The organism is Heyndrickxia sp. FSL W8-0423 (assembly GCF_038009395.1).
GTDB classification, from domain to species: Bacteria; Bacillota; Bacilli; order Bacillales; family Bacillaceae_C; genus Heyndrickxia; species Heyndrickxia sporothermodurans.
Genome location: NZ_JBBPBE010000001.1, coordinates 2,491,034 through 2,509,416, shown reverse-complemented (window position 1 = coordinate 2,509,416; position 18,383 = coordinate 2,491,034). Strand labels below are relative to the sequence as shown.

20 protein-coding genes and 1 other annotated feature are annotated in these 18,383 nt (G+C 35.7%); all 20 genes read right to left on the bottom strand.

Annotated elements, in window-relative coordinates; genetic code table 11:
* Positions 1 to 10: 10 nt before the first annotated feature.
* Positions 11 to 1,336 (bottom strand): solute carrier family 23 protein, encoded by a 1,326-nt coding sequence (locus MKY81_RS12760; RefSeq protein WP_108070684.1) that lies wholly within the window; start codon positions 1,334 to 1,336, stop codon positions 11 to 13.
* A 168-nt stretch (positions 1,337 to 1,504) separates the two neighbouring features.
* Complete coding sequence (pyrR, locus tag MKY81_RS12755) at positions 1,505 to 2,047, bottom strand: bifunctional pyr operon transcriptional regulator/uracil phosphoribosyltransferase PyrR (RefSeq protein WP_107920586.1); 543 nt, start codon at positions 2,045 to 2,047, stop codon at positions 1,505 to 1,507.
* A 178-nt stretch (positions 2,048 to 2,225) separates the two neighbouring features.
* On the bottom strand, positions 2,226 to 3,131 hold the full coding sequence (locus MKY81_RS12750) for an RluA family pseudouridine synthase (protein ID WP_107920585.1): 906 nt from the start codon (positions 3,129 to 3,131) through the stop codon (positions 2,226 to 2,228).
* On the bottom strand, positions 3,103 to 3,588 hold the full coding sequence (gene lspA / locus MKY81_RS12745) for a signal peptidase II (protein WP_066230114.1): 486 nt from the start codon (positions 3,586 to 3,588) through the stop codon (positions 3,103 to 3,105). Before lspA ends, MKY81_RS12750 begins: the two co-directional genes overlap by 29 nt.
* A gap of 91 nt (positions 3,589 to 3,679) precedes the next feature.
* Positions 3,680 to 3,967, bottom strand: coding sequence for a TraR/DksA family transcriptional regulator (locus MKY81_RS12740; RefSeq protein WP_107920584.1), 288 nt, complete (start codon positions 3,965 to 3,967; stop codon positions 3,680 to 3,682).
* Positions 3,968 to 4,093: 126 nt separating this feature from the next.
* Positions 4,094 to 6,862 carry an isoleucine--tRNA ligase gene (gene ileS / locus MKY81_RS12735; protein ID WP_108070686.1) on the bottom strand — a complete coding sequence of 923 codons (2,769 nt, stop codon included), beginning with the start codon at positions 6,860 to 6,862 and terminating at the stop codon, positions 4,094 to 4,096.
* 110 nt (positions 6,863 to 6,972) lie between these two features.
* Positions 6,973 to 7,208 (bottom strand) — a binding site (T-box leader).
* A 54-nt stretch (positions 7,209 to 7,262) separates the two neighbouring features.
* On the bottom strand, positions 7,263 to 7,769 hold the full coding sequence (locus MKY81_RS12730) for a DivIVA domain-containing protein (RefSeq protein WP_066230106.1): 507 nt from the start codon (positions 7,767 to 7,769) through the stop codon (positions 7,263 to 7,265).
* Between the two features lie 218 nt (positions 7,770 to 7,987).
* Entirely contained in the window at positions 7,988 to 8,764 is a 777-nt protein-coding gene (locus MKY81_RS12725) for a YlmH family RNA-binding protein (RefSeq protein WP_107920582.1), read from the bottom strand.
* Between the two features lie 54 nt (positions 8,765 to 8,818).
* Positions 8,819 to 9,079, bottom strand: coding sequence for a YggT family protein (locus MKY81_RS12720; protein ID WP_066230101.1), 261 nt, complete (start codon positions 9,077 to 9,079; stop codon positions 8,819 to 8,821).
* A gap of 5 nt (positions 9,080 to 9,084) precedes the next feature.
* Positions 9,085 to 9,522 (bottom strand): cell division protein SepF, encoded by a 438-nt coding sequence (locus MKY81_RS12715; RefSeq protein ID WP_066230099.1) that lies wholly within the window; start codon positions 9,520 to 9,522, stop codon positions 9,085 to 9,087.
* 15 nt (positions 9,523 to 9,537) lie between these two features.
* The gene (locus tag MKY81_RS12710; protein WP_066230096.1) at positions 9,538 to 10,206 is read right to left on the bottom strand and encodes a YggS family pyridoxal phosphate-dependent enzyme; all 669 of its coding nucleotides are present in this window, start codon (positions 10,204 to 10,206) and stop codon (positions 9,538 to 9,540) included.
* Positions 10,203 to 11,030 carry a peptidoglycan editing factor PgeF gene (gene pgeF / locus MKY81_RS12705; protein WP_107920581.1) on the bottom strand — a complete coding sequence of 276 codons (828 nt, stop codon included), beginning with the start codon at positions 11,028 to 11,030 and terminating at the stop codon, positions 10,203 to 10,205. The genes MKY81_RS12710 and pgeF overlap by 4 nt, the downstream gene beginning before the upstream one ends.
* A 159-nt stretch (positions 11,031 to 11,189) precedes the next feature.
* Positions 11,190 to 11,465 carry a YlmC/YmxH family sporulation protein gene (locus MKY81_RS12700; RefSeq protein WP_066230090.1) on the bottom strand — a complete coding sequence of 92 codons (276 nt, stop codon included), beginning with the start codon at positions 11,463 to 11,465 and terminating at the stop codon, positions 11,190 to 11,192.
* A gap of 157 nt (positions 11,466 to 11,622) precedes the next feature.
* Positions 11,623 to 12,399 (bottom strand): RNA polymerase sporulation sigma factor SigG, encoded by a 777-nt coding sequence (gene sigG, locus MKY81_RS12695; RefSeq protein ID WP_066230088.1) that lies wholly within the window; start codon positions 12,397 to 12,399, stop codon positions 11,623 to 11,625.
* A 141-nt stretch (positions 12,400 to 12,540) separates the two neighbouring features.
* Positions 12,541 to 13,260 (bottom strand): RNA polymerase sporulation sigma factor SigE, encoded by a 720-nt coding sequence (gene sigE, locus MKY81_RS12690; protein ID WP_066230086.1) that lies wholly within the window; start codon positions 13,258 to 13,260, stop codon positions 12,541 to 12,543.
* 66 nt (positions 13,261 to 13,326) lie between these two features.
* Positions 13,327 to 14,253 carry a sigma-E processing peptidase SpoIIGA gene (gene spoIIGA / locus MKY81_RS12685; protein ID WP_108070688.1) on the bottom strand — a complete coding sequence of 309 codons (927 nt, stop codon included), beginning with the start codon at positions 14,251 to 14,253 and terminating at the stop codon, positions 13,327 to 13,329.
* Between the two features lie 288 nt (positions 14,254 to 14,541).
* Positions 14,542 to 15,684: a cell division protein FtsZ gene (gene ftsZ / locus MKY81_RS12680; protein WP_108070690.1), complete on the bottom strand. Its 1,143-nt coding sequence runs from the start codon at positions 15,682 to 15,684 to the stop codon at positions 14,542 to 14,544.
* Positions 15,685 to 15,807: 123 nt separating this feature from the next.
* The gene (gene ftsA / locus MKY81_RS12675) at positions 15,808 to 17,091 is read right to left on the bottom strand and encodes a cell division protein FtsA (protein WP_066230079.1); all 1,284 of its coding nucleotides are present in this window, start codon (positions 17,089 to 17,091) and stop codon (positions 15,808 to 15,810) included.
* Positions 17,092 to 17,230: 139 nt separating this feature from the next.
* Entirely contained in the window at positions 17,231 to 17,593 is a 363-nt protein-coding gene (locus MKY81_RS12670) for a small basic family protein (RefSeq protein ID WP_066230077.1), read from the bottom strand.
* Positions 17,594 to 17,657: 64 nt separating this feature from the next.
* Positions 17,658 to 18,368, bottom strand: a complete 711-nt coding sequence (locus MKY81_RS12665) for a DUF881 domain-containing protein (protein WP_373454646.1) — start codon at positions 18,366 to 18,368, stop codon at positions 17,658 to 17,660.
* Positions 18,369 to 18,383 lie beyond the last annotated feature (15 nt).

Below are 18,383 nucleotides of genomic sequence, written 5' to 3'. Positions count from 1 at the left end.
AGGTGATATGTTAATACTCATTTTCAATTTCACTAAACAGATCCAATTCTGAATCCTCTGTCGGTCTGCCAGGCAAGACAAGGTTTAGAATCACACCTAATATTGCAGCTAATGCCATTCCTGATAGCTCAAATCCTTCAGTAAATCTAATGAATGCTCCCCCTATTCCTACAACTAGGATGACGGAAGAAATGAGTAGATTACGATTATCTGCAAAATCGATTTTATGCTCAACAAGCATTCTTAGACCGCTTGCAGCAATAATTCCAAATAATACGATAGATACGCCACCCATTACAGCTGTTGGGATGGAACTCAATAGGGCACTAATTTTTCCAATGAAACTGAAAGCTAACGCAAGAACACCGGCACCGCCAATTACGTATACGCTATATGCTCGAGTGATTGCCAGGACTCCGATATTTTCTCCGTAAGTAGTTGTTGGCGGGCCACCAATTAGCGATGCGATAACGATTGAAACTCCATCACCTAACAGGGAACTATCTAGACCAGGATCCGCAACTAAGTCACGGTTTACAACTTTACTCAATACGATTTGGTGTCCAATATGTTCAGATAAAGTTACAATGGCAACAGGTACCATTAGCATCACAACTTGCCAAGAGAATGTCGGTTCATATGATATGAAAGGGAAAACAAAATCTGGTAATGCAAACCACTTCGCTTCAATGACACCTGAAAAATCTACTAATCCGGCAAATACAGAGATAATATAGCCTCCAATTATTCCTATGAGTACTGGGATTAGTTGAAAAAACCCTTTAAAAAATGTTGAACTAATAATGATGATTGCAATTGTGCAGAGGGCGACAACGATATGTTTTGTACTATAAATTAGATCTGCTTGAGGTGCACCTGGATTTTCGTACATTGCCATTCCTACTGCCGTTCCAGCAAGTCCTAGACCGATAACGATTATTACTGGTGCTACAACGATCGGTGGCAAAAGTCTCATTAACCATCTATATCCTAGTTTATTTATTAGTAAAGCAACAAGTCCGTAAATGATTCCGGCAAAAAAGGTTCCCAGCATGGCAGCTCCCGGACCACCTAATGCCTTTGCACTTATTAGTGGAGCAATGAAAGCAAAAGATGAACCTAGGTAAGCAGGAACCTTTCCTCTTGTGATAAGTATATAGGCAAGTGTTCCTAATCCACTCGAAGCAAGTGCTACTGCAGGACTTAAATGCACGAGTAGCGGAACTAAAACCGTTGATCCAAACATCGCAAACAAATGTTGGATGCTTAGGCTAATCCATTGGGATGTATTTGGTTTTTCATTGATGTCTAGTATGATTTCTGCATTTTTTCCCATTATTTAATCTCCTTTTTCTTAAGATGTACCTAACAACGGTTCTCATACAAAAAAACCTCTTTATAGCAAGAAGCCACAAAGAGGTTAGTCCATCATTGAATATCACAAAATCCAATAATAGATATCCACCTTTGTCAGCCTCTCTGGACTGCTTTTAAAAGGATGTATTTAATTTTCATAAATACTTACTTGATCCAATTCATCCACTTCATTAAGTGCAACAACAATTCGCTCTGAACTGGATGTAGGAATATTTTTTCCGATAAAATCTGCACGGATAGGCAGTTCTCGATGTCCCCGGTCTACTAGTACGGCTAATTGAATTTGCGAAGGTCTTCCAATATCCATCAACGCATCCATTCCTGCGCGAACCGTTCGACCTGTGTATAATACATCATCCACTAATATAACCTTCTTATTATTTATATCAGTTGGAATATGTGAACCTTTTACTTCTGGTACCGCATTCTCGGTCTTTTCCGTTAAATCATCACGATACAAAGTAATATCCAAAACCCCAACTTGTATCGATTCCCCTTCAATTTGCCCAATCCTTTCGGCTAATCGCTTAGCTATATGAATCCCACGGGTTTTAATTCCTACGAGAATGCAATTTTCAATACCTTTATTTCTCTCGATTATTTCATGAGCAATACGGGTAAGAGCTCTTCGAATAGCTTGTTGATCTAGAACAACTGCTTTTTGAGACATTTTTTTCACCTCTCAGATAAAAAACCCTCTCACCTAGAGGAGAGAGGGTTGACGAATGCATGTCTAACTATTAATAGCTTAAATTCGCTATATCCGTTTCCTTCTCAGCCTCACAGGACTGTATTAAAGGGGCTTATTAAATTATATTTAGAATACTATTAGTTTGCCTGTCTGTCAACTATTTTTTAAGGGACTGGATCAATTGAAGAAAATCTTCAGGCAATGGTGCTTCGAATTCCATGTATTTTTCGGTACGTGGATGGACAAATCCCAACACACCTGCATGCAGTGCTTGACCATTAATTGACAATGTTTTCCTTGGACCGTACTTAGGATCACCCGCAAGTGGAAATCCAATATATTTCATATGGACGCGAATTTGGTGGGTGCGTCCTGTTTCTAATTGACATTCTACAAATGTAAAATCGTTAAAACGATCGAGTACGCGAAAATGCGTTACTGCATGTTTACCACTATCTACAACTGTCATTCTTTGACGATCAACTGGATCCCTGCCAATTGGAGCATCTATCGTTCCATAATCATGTGGAATATTTCCATGGACGATTGCAAAATATTTTCTTGTTACGGATTTATCAACCAATTGGTTTACTAGACGCTCGTGGGAGAAATCATTTTTGGCAACCATTAATAATCCGGAAGTATCTTTATCAATCCGATGGACAATCCCAGGTCTCATTACACCATTAATGCCGGAAAGATCAGTACAATGTGCCATTAAACCATTTACTAACGTACCTGATGTATGACCTGGGGCAGGATGTACTACCATTCCTTTTGGTTTATTAACAACTAAAACATCTCCATCTTCATAATAAATATCAAGATTCATGTCTTCAGCCTCTACATCTAATTCTTCTGGCTCAGGGATTTCTATTACTAGTTGATCATTAATCATACATTTATAATTTGCTTTAACGTTTTTTCCGTTTACAGTTACATGACCTTCTTTAAGCCATTGCTGTACTTGCGAACGGGACCATTCTTCATTTAGAGCAGAAATAACTTTGTCGATCCTTTCATTATTTTCACTCTCAAGAATGATGTGTTCCATTTTTTCCATAAGTTTTCTCCTTTGATTGTCGTTCTTCTCTCAACATTTGTATGAGAAGCAGAACAACCCCGATCGTTAATGCTGCATCCGCGATATTAAAAATAGGAAAATCGATAATTTCCGCATAAAGAAAGTCAATAACTTCTTTTCGGAAAAGTCGATCAATAAAGTTTCCAATTGCACCGCCCAGCATAAAAGCCAAACTAATCCCTAATAAAGGTTTTCCTTTTGCATGTTTTTGAATGTAATAAATAATTCCCCCAACCACAATAATCGTGATTAAATAAAATAACCACATCTGGCCTTGTAAAATTCCCCATGCGGCACCTTGATTCCGATGGGATGTAATTGAAAAAACATTTTCGATTACAGGAATTCTTTCTCCAATTTCCATGTTTTTCTCAACTAGAATTTTTGTTAATTGGTCTAAAGCTATAACAAATAAAGAAATTATGTAATATATCACAAAGGAAACCCCCGTATCTTTTTCGTTAAAAAAGCTTTGCTTCCTTTGCATTGTAGCATAAAACGGGGGACTTAGAAAAGCTTATTTGTCATTAGCTAAAAGGGATTGTAATTTTTCCAAAGGACCATAATTGTTTCCATTCGTCAGAGGTTTTTAATGTAGGTATTGTTTCAAGCCATTCTTTCGGAATCGGTTCGCCATTTCGTTCACATTTTCCATAATTACCTTCATTCCATTTTGATAGGGCGGTATTAATGTCCTTTAATTCATCATTAATCAACTCTTTAATTAAGTCATCATTCGTTTCGTAAGAATTTAATTCTACTTTTAGATCATGAAGTAAATGAAATAAATGTTGATGTTCATCATTAAGGTACATTGATATTCCCTCCTTCATAGGTTGATGTTAGCTTACCCTTATTTTTTAATTATTTATCGAGTAACTCTTTCATAAAGTTACAGAAAATAGAAAACCCTCGAAGAATTACCTCCGAGGGTTTTATCTTTATGCGTTATAATAAGATTCTTTAACAACAGCAGCACATCTAGGACACAATGTTGGATGTTCTTCAACTTTCCCAACATCAGGGGTAACAACCCAGCAGCGCTCGCAAGTTTCACCATCCGCTTTTTCAACCAAAATAGCGGCATGTTCAAGCTTCAGTGCTTGTTCTGGCGCATCTTCAACAGAACCGGCAATTTCAAATCCAGAAACAATAAATAATTGGTTCATGTTTTCTGAAATGGAATCTAATAATTGTTTTGTTTTTTCATTTACAAATAAAGTAATTTTTGCAGTTAATGATTTTCCAATTACTTTTTCATTACGTGCCTCTTCTAAAGCTTTTAAAACGTCATTACGAAGTTTTAAAAATTCTCCCCATTTGCTTTTCAGCTCATTTGCATTTGGTAAGTCACTGAATTCCGGCATATCTGTTAATTGGACGCTTTCTTCTGCCGTACCAGGAATATATGCCCATACTTCATCAGCTGTGTGAGGCAAGATTGGTGATAAGAGTTTCGTTAACGCTGTTAAACAATCATATAATACAGTTTGCATTGCACGTCGTTCAAAATTGTCTTTTGCTTCGATATATAAAACATCTTTTGCAAAATCTAAATAGAATGAACTTAAATCTAATGTACAGAAGTTATTGACCGCATGATAAATACTTGAAAATTCATAGTTTTCGTATGCATCATGTGCATGTTTAATTAAATCATTCAATTTCACTAGCATATATTGATCAACTTCACGTAAATCTTCGTAAGCAATTTTATCTGAAGAAGGATCAAAATCGGATAAATTCCCTAATAAGAAACGGAATGTGTTACGAATTTTGCGATAAACTTCTGATACTTGTTTCAAAATGGCATCAGAGACACGAACATCCGCCTGATAATCAACAGAAGCAACCCATAAACGGATAATATCTGCCCCTAATTGATTGATTACTTTTCCTGGTAAAATTACATTTCCTAAAGACTTACTCATTTTACGTCCTTCACCATCAAGTGCGAACCCGTGGCTTAACACCCCTTTATACGGTGCTTTCCCCGTCACAGCTACAGCAGTTGTTAATGAAGAGTTGAACCAGCCACGATATTGGTCGGAACCTTCTAAATATAAATCTGCAGGGCGTTGTAAGTCATCACGCTCATATAATACTGCCTGATGAGAAGATCCCGAATCAAACCATACATCCATAATGTCATTTTCTTTCGTAAATTTACCATTTGGACTTCCCGGGTGAGTGAAGCCATCAGGTAATAATTCATTTACTTCTTTTTCAAACCAAACATTTGAACCATGTTCACGGAAAAGTTCTGAAACATGTTCAATTGTTTCGTCTGTAATAATTGGTTCACCATTTTCCGCATAGAATACAGGAATTGGTACACCCCATGCACGCTGTCTAGAAATACACCAATCACCACGATCACGAACCATATTAAACAGTCGGGTTTCTCCCCATGATGGAACCCATTTTACTTCTTTGATAGCTTCCAATAATGCAGGACGGAATTTATCAATTGAAGCAAACCATTGTGCCGTTGCCCGGAAAATTACCGGTTTTTTCGTTCTCCAGTCATGTGGATAAGAATGGGTAATAAAGCTTAATTTTAATAGCGCACCGACTTCTTCTAACTTTTCGGAGATTGGTTTATTTGCTTTATCGTAAAATAGCCCTTCAAATCCAGGTGCCTCTGCCGTCATGACACCTTTATCATCAACAGGACATAAAACGTCCAAACCATATTTTTTCCCTACAAGAAAGTCATCTTCCCCATGTCCGGGCGCAGTATGAACACAACCCGTACCGGAATCTGTCGTAACATGTTCGCCTAACATAACTAATGAATCACGATCATAGAATGGATGTTTCGCTAAAATATATTCTAATTCTTTACCGAGAACCGTTTTAACAATTTGTGGTGAATTCCATTCTAAAACTTCGGATACTTCTTCAAGAAGCGCTTCAGCAACTAAATATTTTTCATTTGCTACATTTACAACTACATATTTTAGTTCCGGATGAACGGTAATTCCAAGGTTAGCGGGAATTGTCCAAGGTGTTGTTGTCCAAATGATAATTTTTGTTTCATTATCTAATACACCTTTTCCATCTTTTACTTCAAATGCTACATAAATAGAAGCTGAACGTTTATCTTGGTATTCTATTTCCGCTTCCGCTAAAGCCGATTCGCTTGACGGAGACCAGTAAACTGGTTTCAGTCCTTTATAAATATAGCCTTTCTTCGCCATTTCTCCGAAAACTTTAATTTGTTGTGCCTCATATTCAGGTTTTAATGTTAAATATGGATTTTCCCAATCACCACGAACACCTAAACGTTTAAATGCTGTCCGTTGATTATCTACTTGCTGATATGCATATTCAGCACATAATTGCCGGAATTCTGCGATTGTCATTTCTTTTCTTTTTACACCTTTATTCGTTAACGCCTGTTCAATTGGAAGACCATGTGTGTCCCAGCCAGGAACATATGGAGCTTGATAGCCGGTCATTGATTTGTAGCGGACGATAAAGTCTTTTAATGTTTTATTTAATGCATGACCCATATGAAGATCTCCATTGGCATATGGTGGTCCATCGTGAAGAACAAAAAGCGGTCTGCCTTTAGTTTTGTCTTGAACTTTTTGATAAATATTCATTTCTTCCCATTTTGCTTGGATTTCTGGTTCTCTTTTTGGGAGATTTCCACGCATCGGAAATTCTGTTTTTGGCATTAATAGCGTATCTTTATAATCCATGTCTTTTCCTCCTAATTATTTGACTCCGTTACAAGTTTAATGATTTCCTCTATTTATTGACAATTAACTAAGGTGCCATACAAATAAATAGAAAAAGCCTTCTCATCCCTGGAAGGGACGAGAAGACTTTCCCGCGGTACCACCCTAATAGATATCATTAATGGATATCCACTTACACATTCGTATCGTGAATGAATCGCTTGTATCTACTTACCAACTTGATGTTCAATACAAGAACTCTAGGGTGATTTTCCAATTATTCGCTTATACCAAGCTTCCACTATCCTTGGTTCGCTTATTATAATAAGACGTTGAACAATTGTACTGTCCCTGTCATCGTTTGTGTATATATTTGATATAAATTATATGTGATACAATTTCATTTCGTCAAGATTCAAGATTATTTAATTTCTTCTTCAATATTTAATTCTGTAGCATCGATATCAAATTCCATTAAATTATCCCAATCATCATTCTTAAGTAAATCTAATTGAGCTTCTATGAGCATTTTGAAACGAGTTCGAAATACTTTTGATTGCTTTTTAAGCTCTTCAATTTCTAAGGCAATTTTCCGAGCTTTTGATAATGCTTCATTCACTATACGATCCGCATTTTTTTCAGATTCTCTAATAATCAGCTTTGCTTCTTTTTGTGCATTACCGCGGACTTCCTCCGCTGCTTCCTGGGCAACGACGATAGATTTATTTAATGTTTCTTCAATATTCGTAAAATGTCCTAGACGTTCATTTAGCGAAGAAAGCTTTTCTTCTAGTTCTTTCTTTTCACGTATAATCAGCTCGTAGTCTTTGATGACTTGATCAAGGAATTCGTTCACTTCATCTTCGTCATACCCGCGAAAGCCTTTACTAAATTCCTTATTATGTATATCCAATGGTGTTAAAGGCATCTTGCCACCTCCAGTAAGTTTTAATCTTCCGCTTTTCTCTTATCCAGCTTCAGTGCCTAGCCCCTCGAGGTCAAATAACCTAAACCAAATGAAGACAAATTGCGGACTTCCTTTGGTTTAGAACATTTGCTTGTCGGGGCTGACAGAGGCACTTCCGCTTTTAACTTATTATACTTTTTTTCGACAGTTTGTGGGGATTTTCCTGCAAATTTATCAAATTATTTCATTACGCCCACCAGTATTCGCCATTTTTCTTTTCTTGTTTGGCCATCAATGACAATAATTTTGCTTCTACCATAACCTCTTGCCGAGATCATATCACCTTCATCACAAATAAACGAAGTTTGCTCAGTCATCCTCCAATTTACTTTTACTTGTCCATGTTGAATAAGTGTTTGGGCTTTCTGTCTGGAAATGTTATAAATTGATGATATAACAGCATCTAATCTTAAAGAGCTAACAGTTGTTTGTTGTTCATGCCATGTTTCACCTATTGAAATCATTTCATTCATATTCATTTCCAATAATTCGATCGAAATTTTCCCGACCTGGCAAAATTCTAGTTTTATATAATCTTTTAATTCTTTAACAATGAAAAATTGGATCCGATGACCACCGATAAGGATGTCCCCGAATTTTTCCCTTTTAACTCCTAAAGACATAAGGGTGCCAAGTACTTGACGGTGTGTAATCGTAACAAATTTACTAGGATATTTTATTTCAAATAAAGCAATTTGGAAGTCTTCGTCGGCGGGAGTATAATAATCGGGATAGAGTAGAACCCTTTTTCTTTCACAAAACTCATGGCCTCCGAATACATGTACCCTCACCTGTTGTCCTATACCAATAATCGATTGAACAATATGAATTTGTCTCGGATCTAAAAAATCGGTTAGCTTTGGTGCATAACAGTCTTCAACATATTGTTTCCAATTGACAACTTGATCAATAAATTCTTTCTCTTCCGGTCTAAAATGTTGATAAATATTATCCATAAAATCCCCTAAAACGTTAATAGTCAAAAATAGATAAAGGTTCGTAGGCACTACCTAAATAATCCAAAAATATAGTGCCCTTACCCCTCTTCCAGCAAGATTTAACACAATAATAGCGATAATTGGTGAAAAATCAATCATTCCAAATGGTGGAATAATGCGACGAAATTGTTCTAAATACGGTTCACATATGCGTGCGAACATTTGACCAATTGAAGATTGTTGCGCATTAAACCATGACATAAATATATAAATAATAATTATGTATGTATAAATCTCAATAGCTTTAATTAAAATTCCAAACAAAATATCCATTCTACTTAAGACCACCTCGAATCAAAATCATTTTGCTGAATTAAGTCAGTAATATTTCCCGAAACTTCTACATTATCTGGCGTACTCAAAAATATATCTGTTCCAATTCTTTGAATATCTCCACCAATAGCATAAACAGTTCCACTTAAAAAATCGATAATTCGTTTTGCTTGATCACGATCAATCCTTTGTAAATTCACAACTACTGCCCGTCTATTTTTTAAATGATCAGCAATTTCTTGTGCCTCGGCATAAACTCGTGGTTCAACCAATATAACTTTTGAAGATTTTTGAACACTTTGTAAGCTGACAACATTTTGCTTTTGTTGTTGCGTCTTTGGATACTGCTCAGGTTCCATTTCATTATCCAGCTTTTCGTCTTCAGTATATTCATATTCATCATCCAATAAAAAAAATGATTTCAACTTCGTTTTCAATCCCATACGAACACCTCCATTTTATCCAACTAATGATGTACCTATTCTTACAAAAGTCGCCCCTTCTTCAATAGCAATTGTGTAGTCATTTGACATTCCCATAGATAATTCATTACATGGAGCATACTCAAGTTGTAAGGCTTGGACTTTATTTTGCAATTCTTTTAATCCACGAAAGCACCGACGAATGCTTGCTTCATCCTCTGTTAAAGGTGCCATCGTCATTAATCCAACGACTTTTATTTTATTTAAATTTTTTAAATTATGAATAAAACTTATCACATCTTCAGGATTAATACCATGTTTAGAATCTTCTCCAGAAACATTTACTTGAATGAAACAGGAGATTTGCTTTTCAGCCCTTTTATTAATTTCTTCCGCTAAAGACAGTCGATCAAGAGAATGAATGTACGCTACTTTATCAATAATATTTTTCACTTTGCGTGTTTGGAGAGTTCCAATAAAATGCCATATTGCACGTTCTTTAAGCGCATCCCACTTTTCAATTAAACCTGTGTCACGATTTTCACCTAAATTAACAATACCTGTTTCTACCGCTTCTTCCGCACGTTCAGTCGTTACATATTTAGTTACTGCAATAATAGTTACTTCATCAGGATTTCTCCCAGACTTTTTACATGCGATATCAATATTTTCTTTAATAATTGAAAGATTTTCAGACACTTTCATGAAGAAGCTCCTTTCAAACCAATAAAACTTAACATTCTTCCTGTTTTTCCATAATCACGTCGATGTGAAAAAAATTCATCTTGATCACATCTTGTACAATAGTTCGTTAAATAAATATTTTCAGGGGGAATACCCGATAATTCAAGGATAAACTGATTCAATTTTTTTAAATCTAGTTTAAACTGCCCTGGAGTTATTTCTTCATATGGCATTTCAATATTCGGTTTCATCCAGTTGTTTACTTTAGCAATTACCCGGTTATCAACAACATAACAATCTTTGCAAATAGAAGGACCAATGACTGCTTGGATATGTTGTACAGCTATTCCTTCACTCGTCCATTTTTCCACCATTTTCTTACCGATCCCATCAACCGTACCTTTCCATCCTGCATGGGCAATACCAATCATATTATAGTCCGGAGCAAAAAAATAAAGAGGAACACAATCCGCAAAACACAGTGTTAGCAATGTATTTTTTTCTTCAGTATAAAGACCATCTGTATTTTGGAGACTACTTTCATAATCAAGAGCACCTTTTCCTGCTTCAGATTCGCCTACTTTCGCGATTCGACAACCGTGCGTTTGCTCCGCTCCAACCCAGCTATTAATATCGAAATCAAGCTTTGTAGATAATAACTGACGATTTTGCTGAACATCAGTTAATGCATCACCAACATGAAATCCACAATTTAACGTTTGAAATTCATTTTTACTCTTCCCGCCATTTTTCGTTGTAAATCCGGCAATTAAGTTTGAATTTAGTCGATTCCAGCTCTCTATAATAAAATATTCTTTTTCCTTTTTTTGAAATGGCTCAAACATATATTTACTCCTATATTTTCCGAAAGATTCTTTTTAATAGTGTATCATAAATTCAGCTTATGTTCATTTTATAATTCAGTTACATCTTAAATTAAAAAACTAAAAAAAAAGAAGCTTATCCCTCCTTCAATTAGATAAGCTTGATAAATAAAGATATTATTATTGTTTAGGTTCCTGTAATTGTTGTTGCATATAGTTTTGATCACGGAAACGAACTAATATTACATCCGCTCCGATTTTGACAATATTGCTCCAAGGTATAATAAATTCTTCATCTTTTCCGAAAAAGCCAAAAACCTTTCCCGACCCACCTACAATAATACTATCAATTTTCCCGGTATCCAAATTTATATCTATATCTCCGATGTTTCCTAATTTCCGCCCGTCCGATATACTGACTACATCTTTTACTTGAAATTCTGAAATACGAACCATTGATAACCCCTCCATCAAGTCATGGCTTATTAACAAGTGCACAAATTATAATACATGTATATGCATTGGAAGGACATTTTAAGAAGAAAACTATTGGATTCGTTATAGAAATAAATTATGGACAAGTATCCTGTGAATTCCCAGGATACTTGTCCACCTATTGTATATTCTTATTCATTTGTTTAATTGCCGCTTTTTCTAATCGAGATACTTGCGCTTGGGAAATACCAATTTCCTCCGCCACTTCCATTTGTGTTTTTCCTTGAAAGAAACGCTTACGAATAATCATTTTTTCGCGATCATTTAATCTTCGCAACCCCTCTTGTAAAGCAATTTCTTCTACCCATTGTGTATCGCGGTTCTTTTCATCCCCAAGTTGGTCCATCACATAAATAGGGTCCCCTCCATCATTATAAATAGGTTCAAACAATGATACAGGGTCTTGGATGGCATCTAATGCAAAAACAATTTCTTCATGGGGTACTTCCAATACTTTAGCAATTTCTTCGGCTGTAGGTTCCCGTGAAGTTTTGCTCATTAGTTTCTCACGTACTTGGAGAGCTTTATAAGCTATATCACGAAGTGACCTTGAGACACGAATTGGATTATTATCACGCAAATATCTTCTTATTTCTCCTATAATCATCGGTACAGCATAAGTTGAAAATCTTACATTCTGACTTAAATCAAAATTATCAATAGATTTCATAAGTCCAATACAACCGACCTGAAAGAGGTCATCGACATATTCACCACGATTATTAAAGCGTTGGATTACACTTAATACGAGTCGTAAATTGCCGTTTACAAGTTTTTCTCTTGCATGTAAATCACCTTCATGCATTTTTTTCAATAATTCTCGCATCTCTTCGTTTTTTAGCACAGGAAGTTTAGATGTATCTACCCCACAAATTTCTACTTTATTCCTCTTCAAGTCATTTCCCTCCTCATAGGAGCTGCTGTTCAAAATTAAGTATCTCCGCGGGTGGGAAAATTATGCATGGGTAGAAATTTGAGTAAGGCCTCTTCTTTGCAAAATTATTGATGCGAAAAGGTTTTATTTAAAAAAAATTTTTTAAACCATTTTATTAAACTCCTTTTTTAACCTTTTTATAATTCTTTTCTCAAGTCGTGAAATATACGATTGTGAAATCCCTAGCATATCAGCTACGTCCTTTTGTGTTTTCTCTTCTCCACCTTGCAAGCCAAAGCGAAGTTCCATTATTTGCTTCTCTCTAGGTGTTAACTGATGTAATGCACTGAATAATAGTTTTTTATCGACATTTGCTTCAAGATCCTTCGTGATAATATCCTCCTCTGTTCCAAGTACATCGGATAGTAATAATTCATTTCCGTCCCAATCAATATTAAGCGGTTCATCGAAAGATACTTCCGAACGAATTTTATTATTTCGGCGCAAATACATTAATATTTCATTTTCAATACAGCGGGATGCATAGGTTGCCAGTTTTATTTTTTTCTCAGGATTAAATGTATTTACCGCTTTGATAAGACCAATTGTTCCAATGCTGATCAGGTCCTCAATATTTATGCCTGTATTTTCAAACTTTCGGGCAATATAGACAACTAATCGTAAATTTCGCTCAATTAATAACGATCTTGCTGCCATATCACCTTTGGGAAGCTTCTCGATTAATACTTCTTCTTCTTCTTTCGTTAACGGCGGAGGAAGCGCCTCACTTCCGCCTATATAATAAATCTCATCTGTTTTAATCCCCAGTTTAATTAAAATTTTGTACCAAAAATAGGATAATTTTATTCGAAAATTTTTCACGTTTAGTCCCCCTTCTAAATGATTGATGTTAGGAGTATAGTAATAATACCTTATTTAATCTTTTCGTTACGATGCGGATTGGATTGGTATCCCAGTTAACATTTTTGGATGAACAATACATTGAAACATGTCATCACTTGATAAACGTTGATTTGTAAAAGAAATAAGCGCCTTCTTTACGATCCAACTTTCGTATTCCTTCTCAATAATCAGATTGTCTGGTTTATAAGCTAATAATAATTGGTTGCTTTTCCCGACGACTTTAGCTGGGATGAAGCGGATTTTTTCACTCCATTCAGAAGGCAATGTTGTCTTTCCTTGAAGAAATCGATCTGAATGATCAGTAATTTCCTTAATTTCTATCGGAAACTGATCTAATGCATGCTGTATCGAAACAATCATTACCGGCTGTTTTGATAACGGATCGTATAATTGGTTTCCACTATCGATTAGCCCCTTTAATTGCAAAGAAATTCCGTTTATTGTTATTTTCACGTCAACTAATTGATCATATTGAATATTCGCCATTTCAAAATCTTCAATTCTTTGTTTTGAAAAGTACCATGCGATCGGCAAACCAAAGAGGACGAATAGCCAGCTAATAGGATCACCAAACCCTTTTACACTCGCAAGCAATACCGAATTCTTCAATTGAAAGTCAAAATGAATGAAATAATGGGTTCCAATTAACAATCCCCCAATCAAAAATGTAACAAAATAAAATGTTAAGAGGTTTGAAAAAAAATACTTCAAACGTTTAAACCCAAATGTGGAGTATACTATTAAAATGGAAAATGCTAATTTCACTATTGGATGACCTGCATAAGAAGAAAATGGTGTAAGACTCATAATAATGAGTAATGAGCCAATAAACCCTCCAATAAATATCCTCCATATAGAGATCCGACGTTTTAATATAATGGCTGTCAACCACAGAAGCATCGAGTCAACAAGTAAGTTTAGTAGCCATATAACGTCCATATAGACAACCAATTATATCCCCCCATTTGATGTGGTAGTTTGATTGTATCGTACATACTCGTTAAAAGTGTGTCATTTTTTGTGCGTGAAATTAGAGAAGTTTTCAATGTTTATTACGAATTTTGTCAAATGAAAGATATGATTTACCAAAGGAATGTTTGTACTTTTAAATTGAGGAATTTTATTTAAAATAAAAGGTTATACCAGATTGTTGATTTCTTCTGCCCTGTACTCGCTTTTAGTGGGTCGTGGCCAAAAATAAATAAAACCGGATAAGTTTCCTTATCCGGTTAGTAATTATTATTGGTTTCTGCGATTTCTATTTCTTAAAAATGTTGGGATATCTAACGTATCTTCAGCATGTTGATTATTGCTGCGAACTGACTCTTGAATTTCTTCACGTTTCGGTTCGCGCTTCACAGTTTGAGCAACATTTTGTTTTGGTTGTCCTGTTCCAAATGAAGGGCGTGTTTGTTGAGGCTGTGGTGCCGTCTCATTAAAGCCTGTTGCAATAACTGTTACGATAATTTCATCTTTTAAACTATCGTTAATGACAGATCCAAATATCATATTTACTTCCTGATCCGATGCAGATGCTACAATATCAGCTGCCTCTTGAACCTCATACAAGCTTAAATTCACCCCACCTGTAATGTTCATCAAGACGCCTTGGGCACCTTCAATTGATTTTTCTAATAGTGGAGAAGAAATTGCCTTTTTCGCTGCTTCAGTCGCACGGTTTTCCCCAGTAGCGATCCCAATTCCCATGAGGGCTGATCCCTTATTTGTCATAATTGTTTTAACATCGGCAAAATCGAGGTTGATTAGTCCCGGTGTAGCAATTAAATCTGATATACCTTGAACACCTTGACGTAATACATTATCGGCTTCACGGAAAGCCTCTAACATCGGTGTGCTTTTGTCAACAATTTCCAACAAGCGATCATTAGGGATTACGATGAGTGTATCAACCGCTTCTTTCATTGCAGCAATACCACCGGCTGCTTGTGTTGCACGTTTTCGACCTTCGAAAGTAAATGGTCTAGTAACAACACCAACAGTTAATGCTCCTAAGTCTTTTGCTATTTGCGCTATTACAGGTGCAGCTCCAGTACCAGTTCCACCACCCATTCCGGCGGTTACAAATACCATATCTGCTCCTCTAAGAGCTTCCTCAATTTGTTCCTTACTCTCTTCAGCTGCTTTTTTCCCAACTTCCGGATTAGCACCAGCACCTAAACCTCTAGTAAGCTTTGCACCAATTTGCATTTTTATTTCGGCTTTTGATAGGTTTAGAGCTTGGGCATCAGTATTAACAGCTATAAATTCAACACCTTGAACATCATGTTCAATCATACGGTTCACAGCATTATTACCGCCACCGCCTACGCCAATTACTTTTATCGTCGCTAATGAATCTAAATTTGTATCGAATTCCAGCATGACAAATCCTCCTAATTCGTCGATATTCCATCAAGACCTTAATATCTACGGCTCGGCAAGTCTGTGAAGAATTTTTAACGAATAATTATTCTTTCATCAAACATATTCTACTTACCTCTTTAATTACTCAAAGAAGTAGCCAAAGAATTTCTTCATTCTTGTGGAAATTTTCTCGTCTTGTTGTTTTTCACTTTTTTGTTTAGGTTGCGGTTTTTTAACTGATTTTTTTTCAATATGTTCTTGTTGAACAGATGATGCACTGACATTACGTCCTTGCAATCTAGCATTCTTATATGCGTATTGAATTAATCCTACTGCAGTTGTATATTGCGGTTCCCTTACACCTATATAATCCGGAATCGCTACTCTTACGCGATTTTGGAATACAGATGTAGCAAGATCCATTACCCCAGGAAGATTAACGGTACCACCAGTTAAAACGATACCACCAGGTAAATCCATAATTCCCATACGTTTTAATTCTTGAAGAACAAAATCAAAAATTTCTTCTAATCTAGCTTCTATAATATCAGAAATTTCTAATTGGTTGTATTGTTGATGTTGATCACTACCGATAATAGGCACACTAAAAACCTCATCTGACATAGCATCAACACTGTATGCATGTCCATTTTTCACTTTAATTCGTTCTGCATCTTCTGTTGAGGTTCTTAACACGATAGATAAATCTTTAGTAATATGTTCCCCACCGATTGGCATAACGCTTGTTTCTTTAATATATCCATTTTCAAAAACAGCGAGGGTAGTTGAACCACCGCCAATATCTACTAAAACAGTGCCAAGATTTTTTTCATCCTTAGATAGTGCAACAGCACCGGCTGCTAGTGGTTGAAGGACGATTTCGGTAATTTCTAAACCTGCTCTTTCAACACATCTTAATGTATTATGTAAAATTGTTTTGGAACCCGTTACAATGGTGCCTTCCATTTCGAGACGAACACCAATCATCCCACGGGGATCATTGATTTCATCTAAACCATCTACGATAAATTGTCTTGGGATCACATTGATAATTTCACGTTCCGGAGGAATGGAAATGACTTGTGCGGCATCCATTACCCTTGCCACGTCTTCATCAGATATTTCTCTATTTTCACTTGAAACAGCTACAACCCCATGACAGTTTTGTAACATTACATGATTGCCTGCAATTCCAACGATCACATGATTTATATTCATGCCAATCATTCTTTCCGCCTGTTCAACAGCCTTTCTAATTGAATGAACTGTTTCATCTATGTCAACAATTGATCCTTTTCGAATTCCTTCAGATTTCACATTCCCAACACCGATGATGTTTAAAGATTCATCTACCATTTCACCAATTATTACCTTAACGGTGGATGTACCGATGTCAAGACTTACATATATGTCATTGTTGTTCATACTTTGGCACCTCCCTTTGCCTAAATTATTAAAAAAATAAATTATTTAAATTTTTTAATAGGATATCAGAAATTACTATCTATAAGATATATATATTATAAAAGAATTCGTCATAAGAAAAGATTTCCCTTTAAAAAGTTTAAACTTTTTTCACATTTTCACGTTTAGTCGTCCATTTCGCTAATAAAATTCGTCTTATCACTGCAATATTTTGAAAAAGTCTTACACCAAATGCAAAAATTGCAGCTAAGTATAAGTCTACACCAAGATGTACTCCTAGAAAAGCTAAACTTGCAGCAAGAATTATATTAAAAAAGAAACCTGAAACGAAAACAAGGGTTTCATATATATTTTGCAGGTAAGCACGGATGCCGCCAAACAATGTATCAAGTGCCGCCAAAACGGCAATGGAAAGATAATTGGCATACTCATCAGGGATTCGTATATCAGTTAATAATCCTAAAACTACTCCCAAGATCAGTCCAAAAATTGGCAGCCACATATTTTATCTCTCCTTTTTGATAATATTTTTCGATCATGTTGAATCGTTTTCTCATTTTTCAAAGTTATTCAATTGATTTCATCCCTTTTATTACTATACTATCTTCAAAAGCAGGTATAACAAGTGACTTTTTCGGCTTGGAAATCGTGATTTTTAAGTTTTCAACAATAAATTCATCGATCACCGGGGACACTTGTATACGGTTATACAATTTATTTGCCTCATCCATATTTTTAGTAATAATTTTTATTTGAAAGGGATATTTTTTTATCGAATGACCGTTAATTTTTGTTTTTCCATTTATATCACGAATAACTGTTGTATTAATCAATCTTTCTCCATCAATCGAAATTTGATCGGCACCATACATATTTAAATCGTTTACTAGACGTTTTAATAGCATTGGGGAAACATCTGCGACAGGTTGCCCAAGCAACAATGCTTCTTTTAAAATGGAAACGGTAATGACAAGACCTGGACCTTTTATGTCTGTTTGTCCCGCTTCTTTTTTTAATCCTTCGAGTGTCTCTTTTAACGCCATTTCTTTGCTGTCTTTTATTTTCGTTTTATACTTAGATATCCGTTCTTCATTTGATCGAATCTCTTCAAGTAATTTCGATTGTAATTCCTGTTCTTTAATTAAGTCATCTCTTAACGCCCAAACATCTCTAGTATCCCGCACCTTCGGCTCTTTAACTGTTTGAAATTGGATGGCCAGCATGAATCCAATTATCACAGTAATCAATGTCATACTTATTGTAAATTTTGACCCCACTCCTTTTCTCCTTTG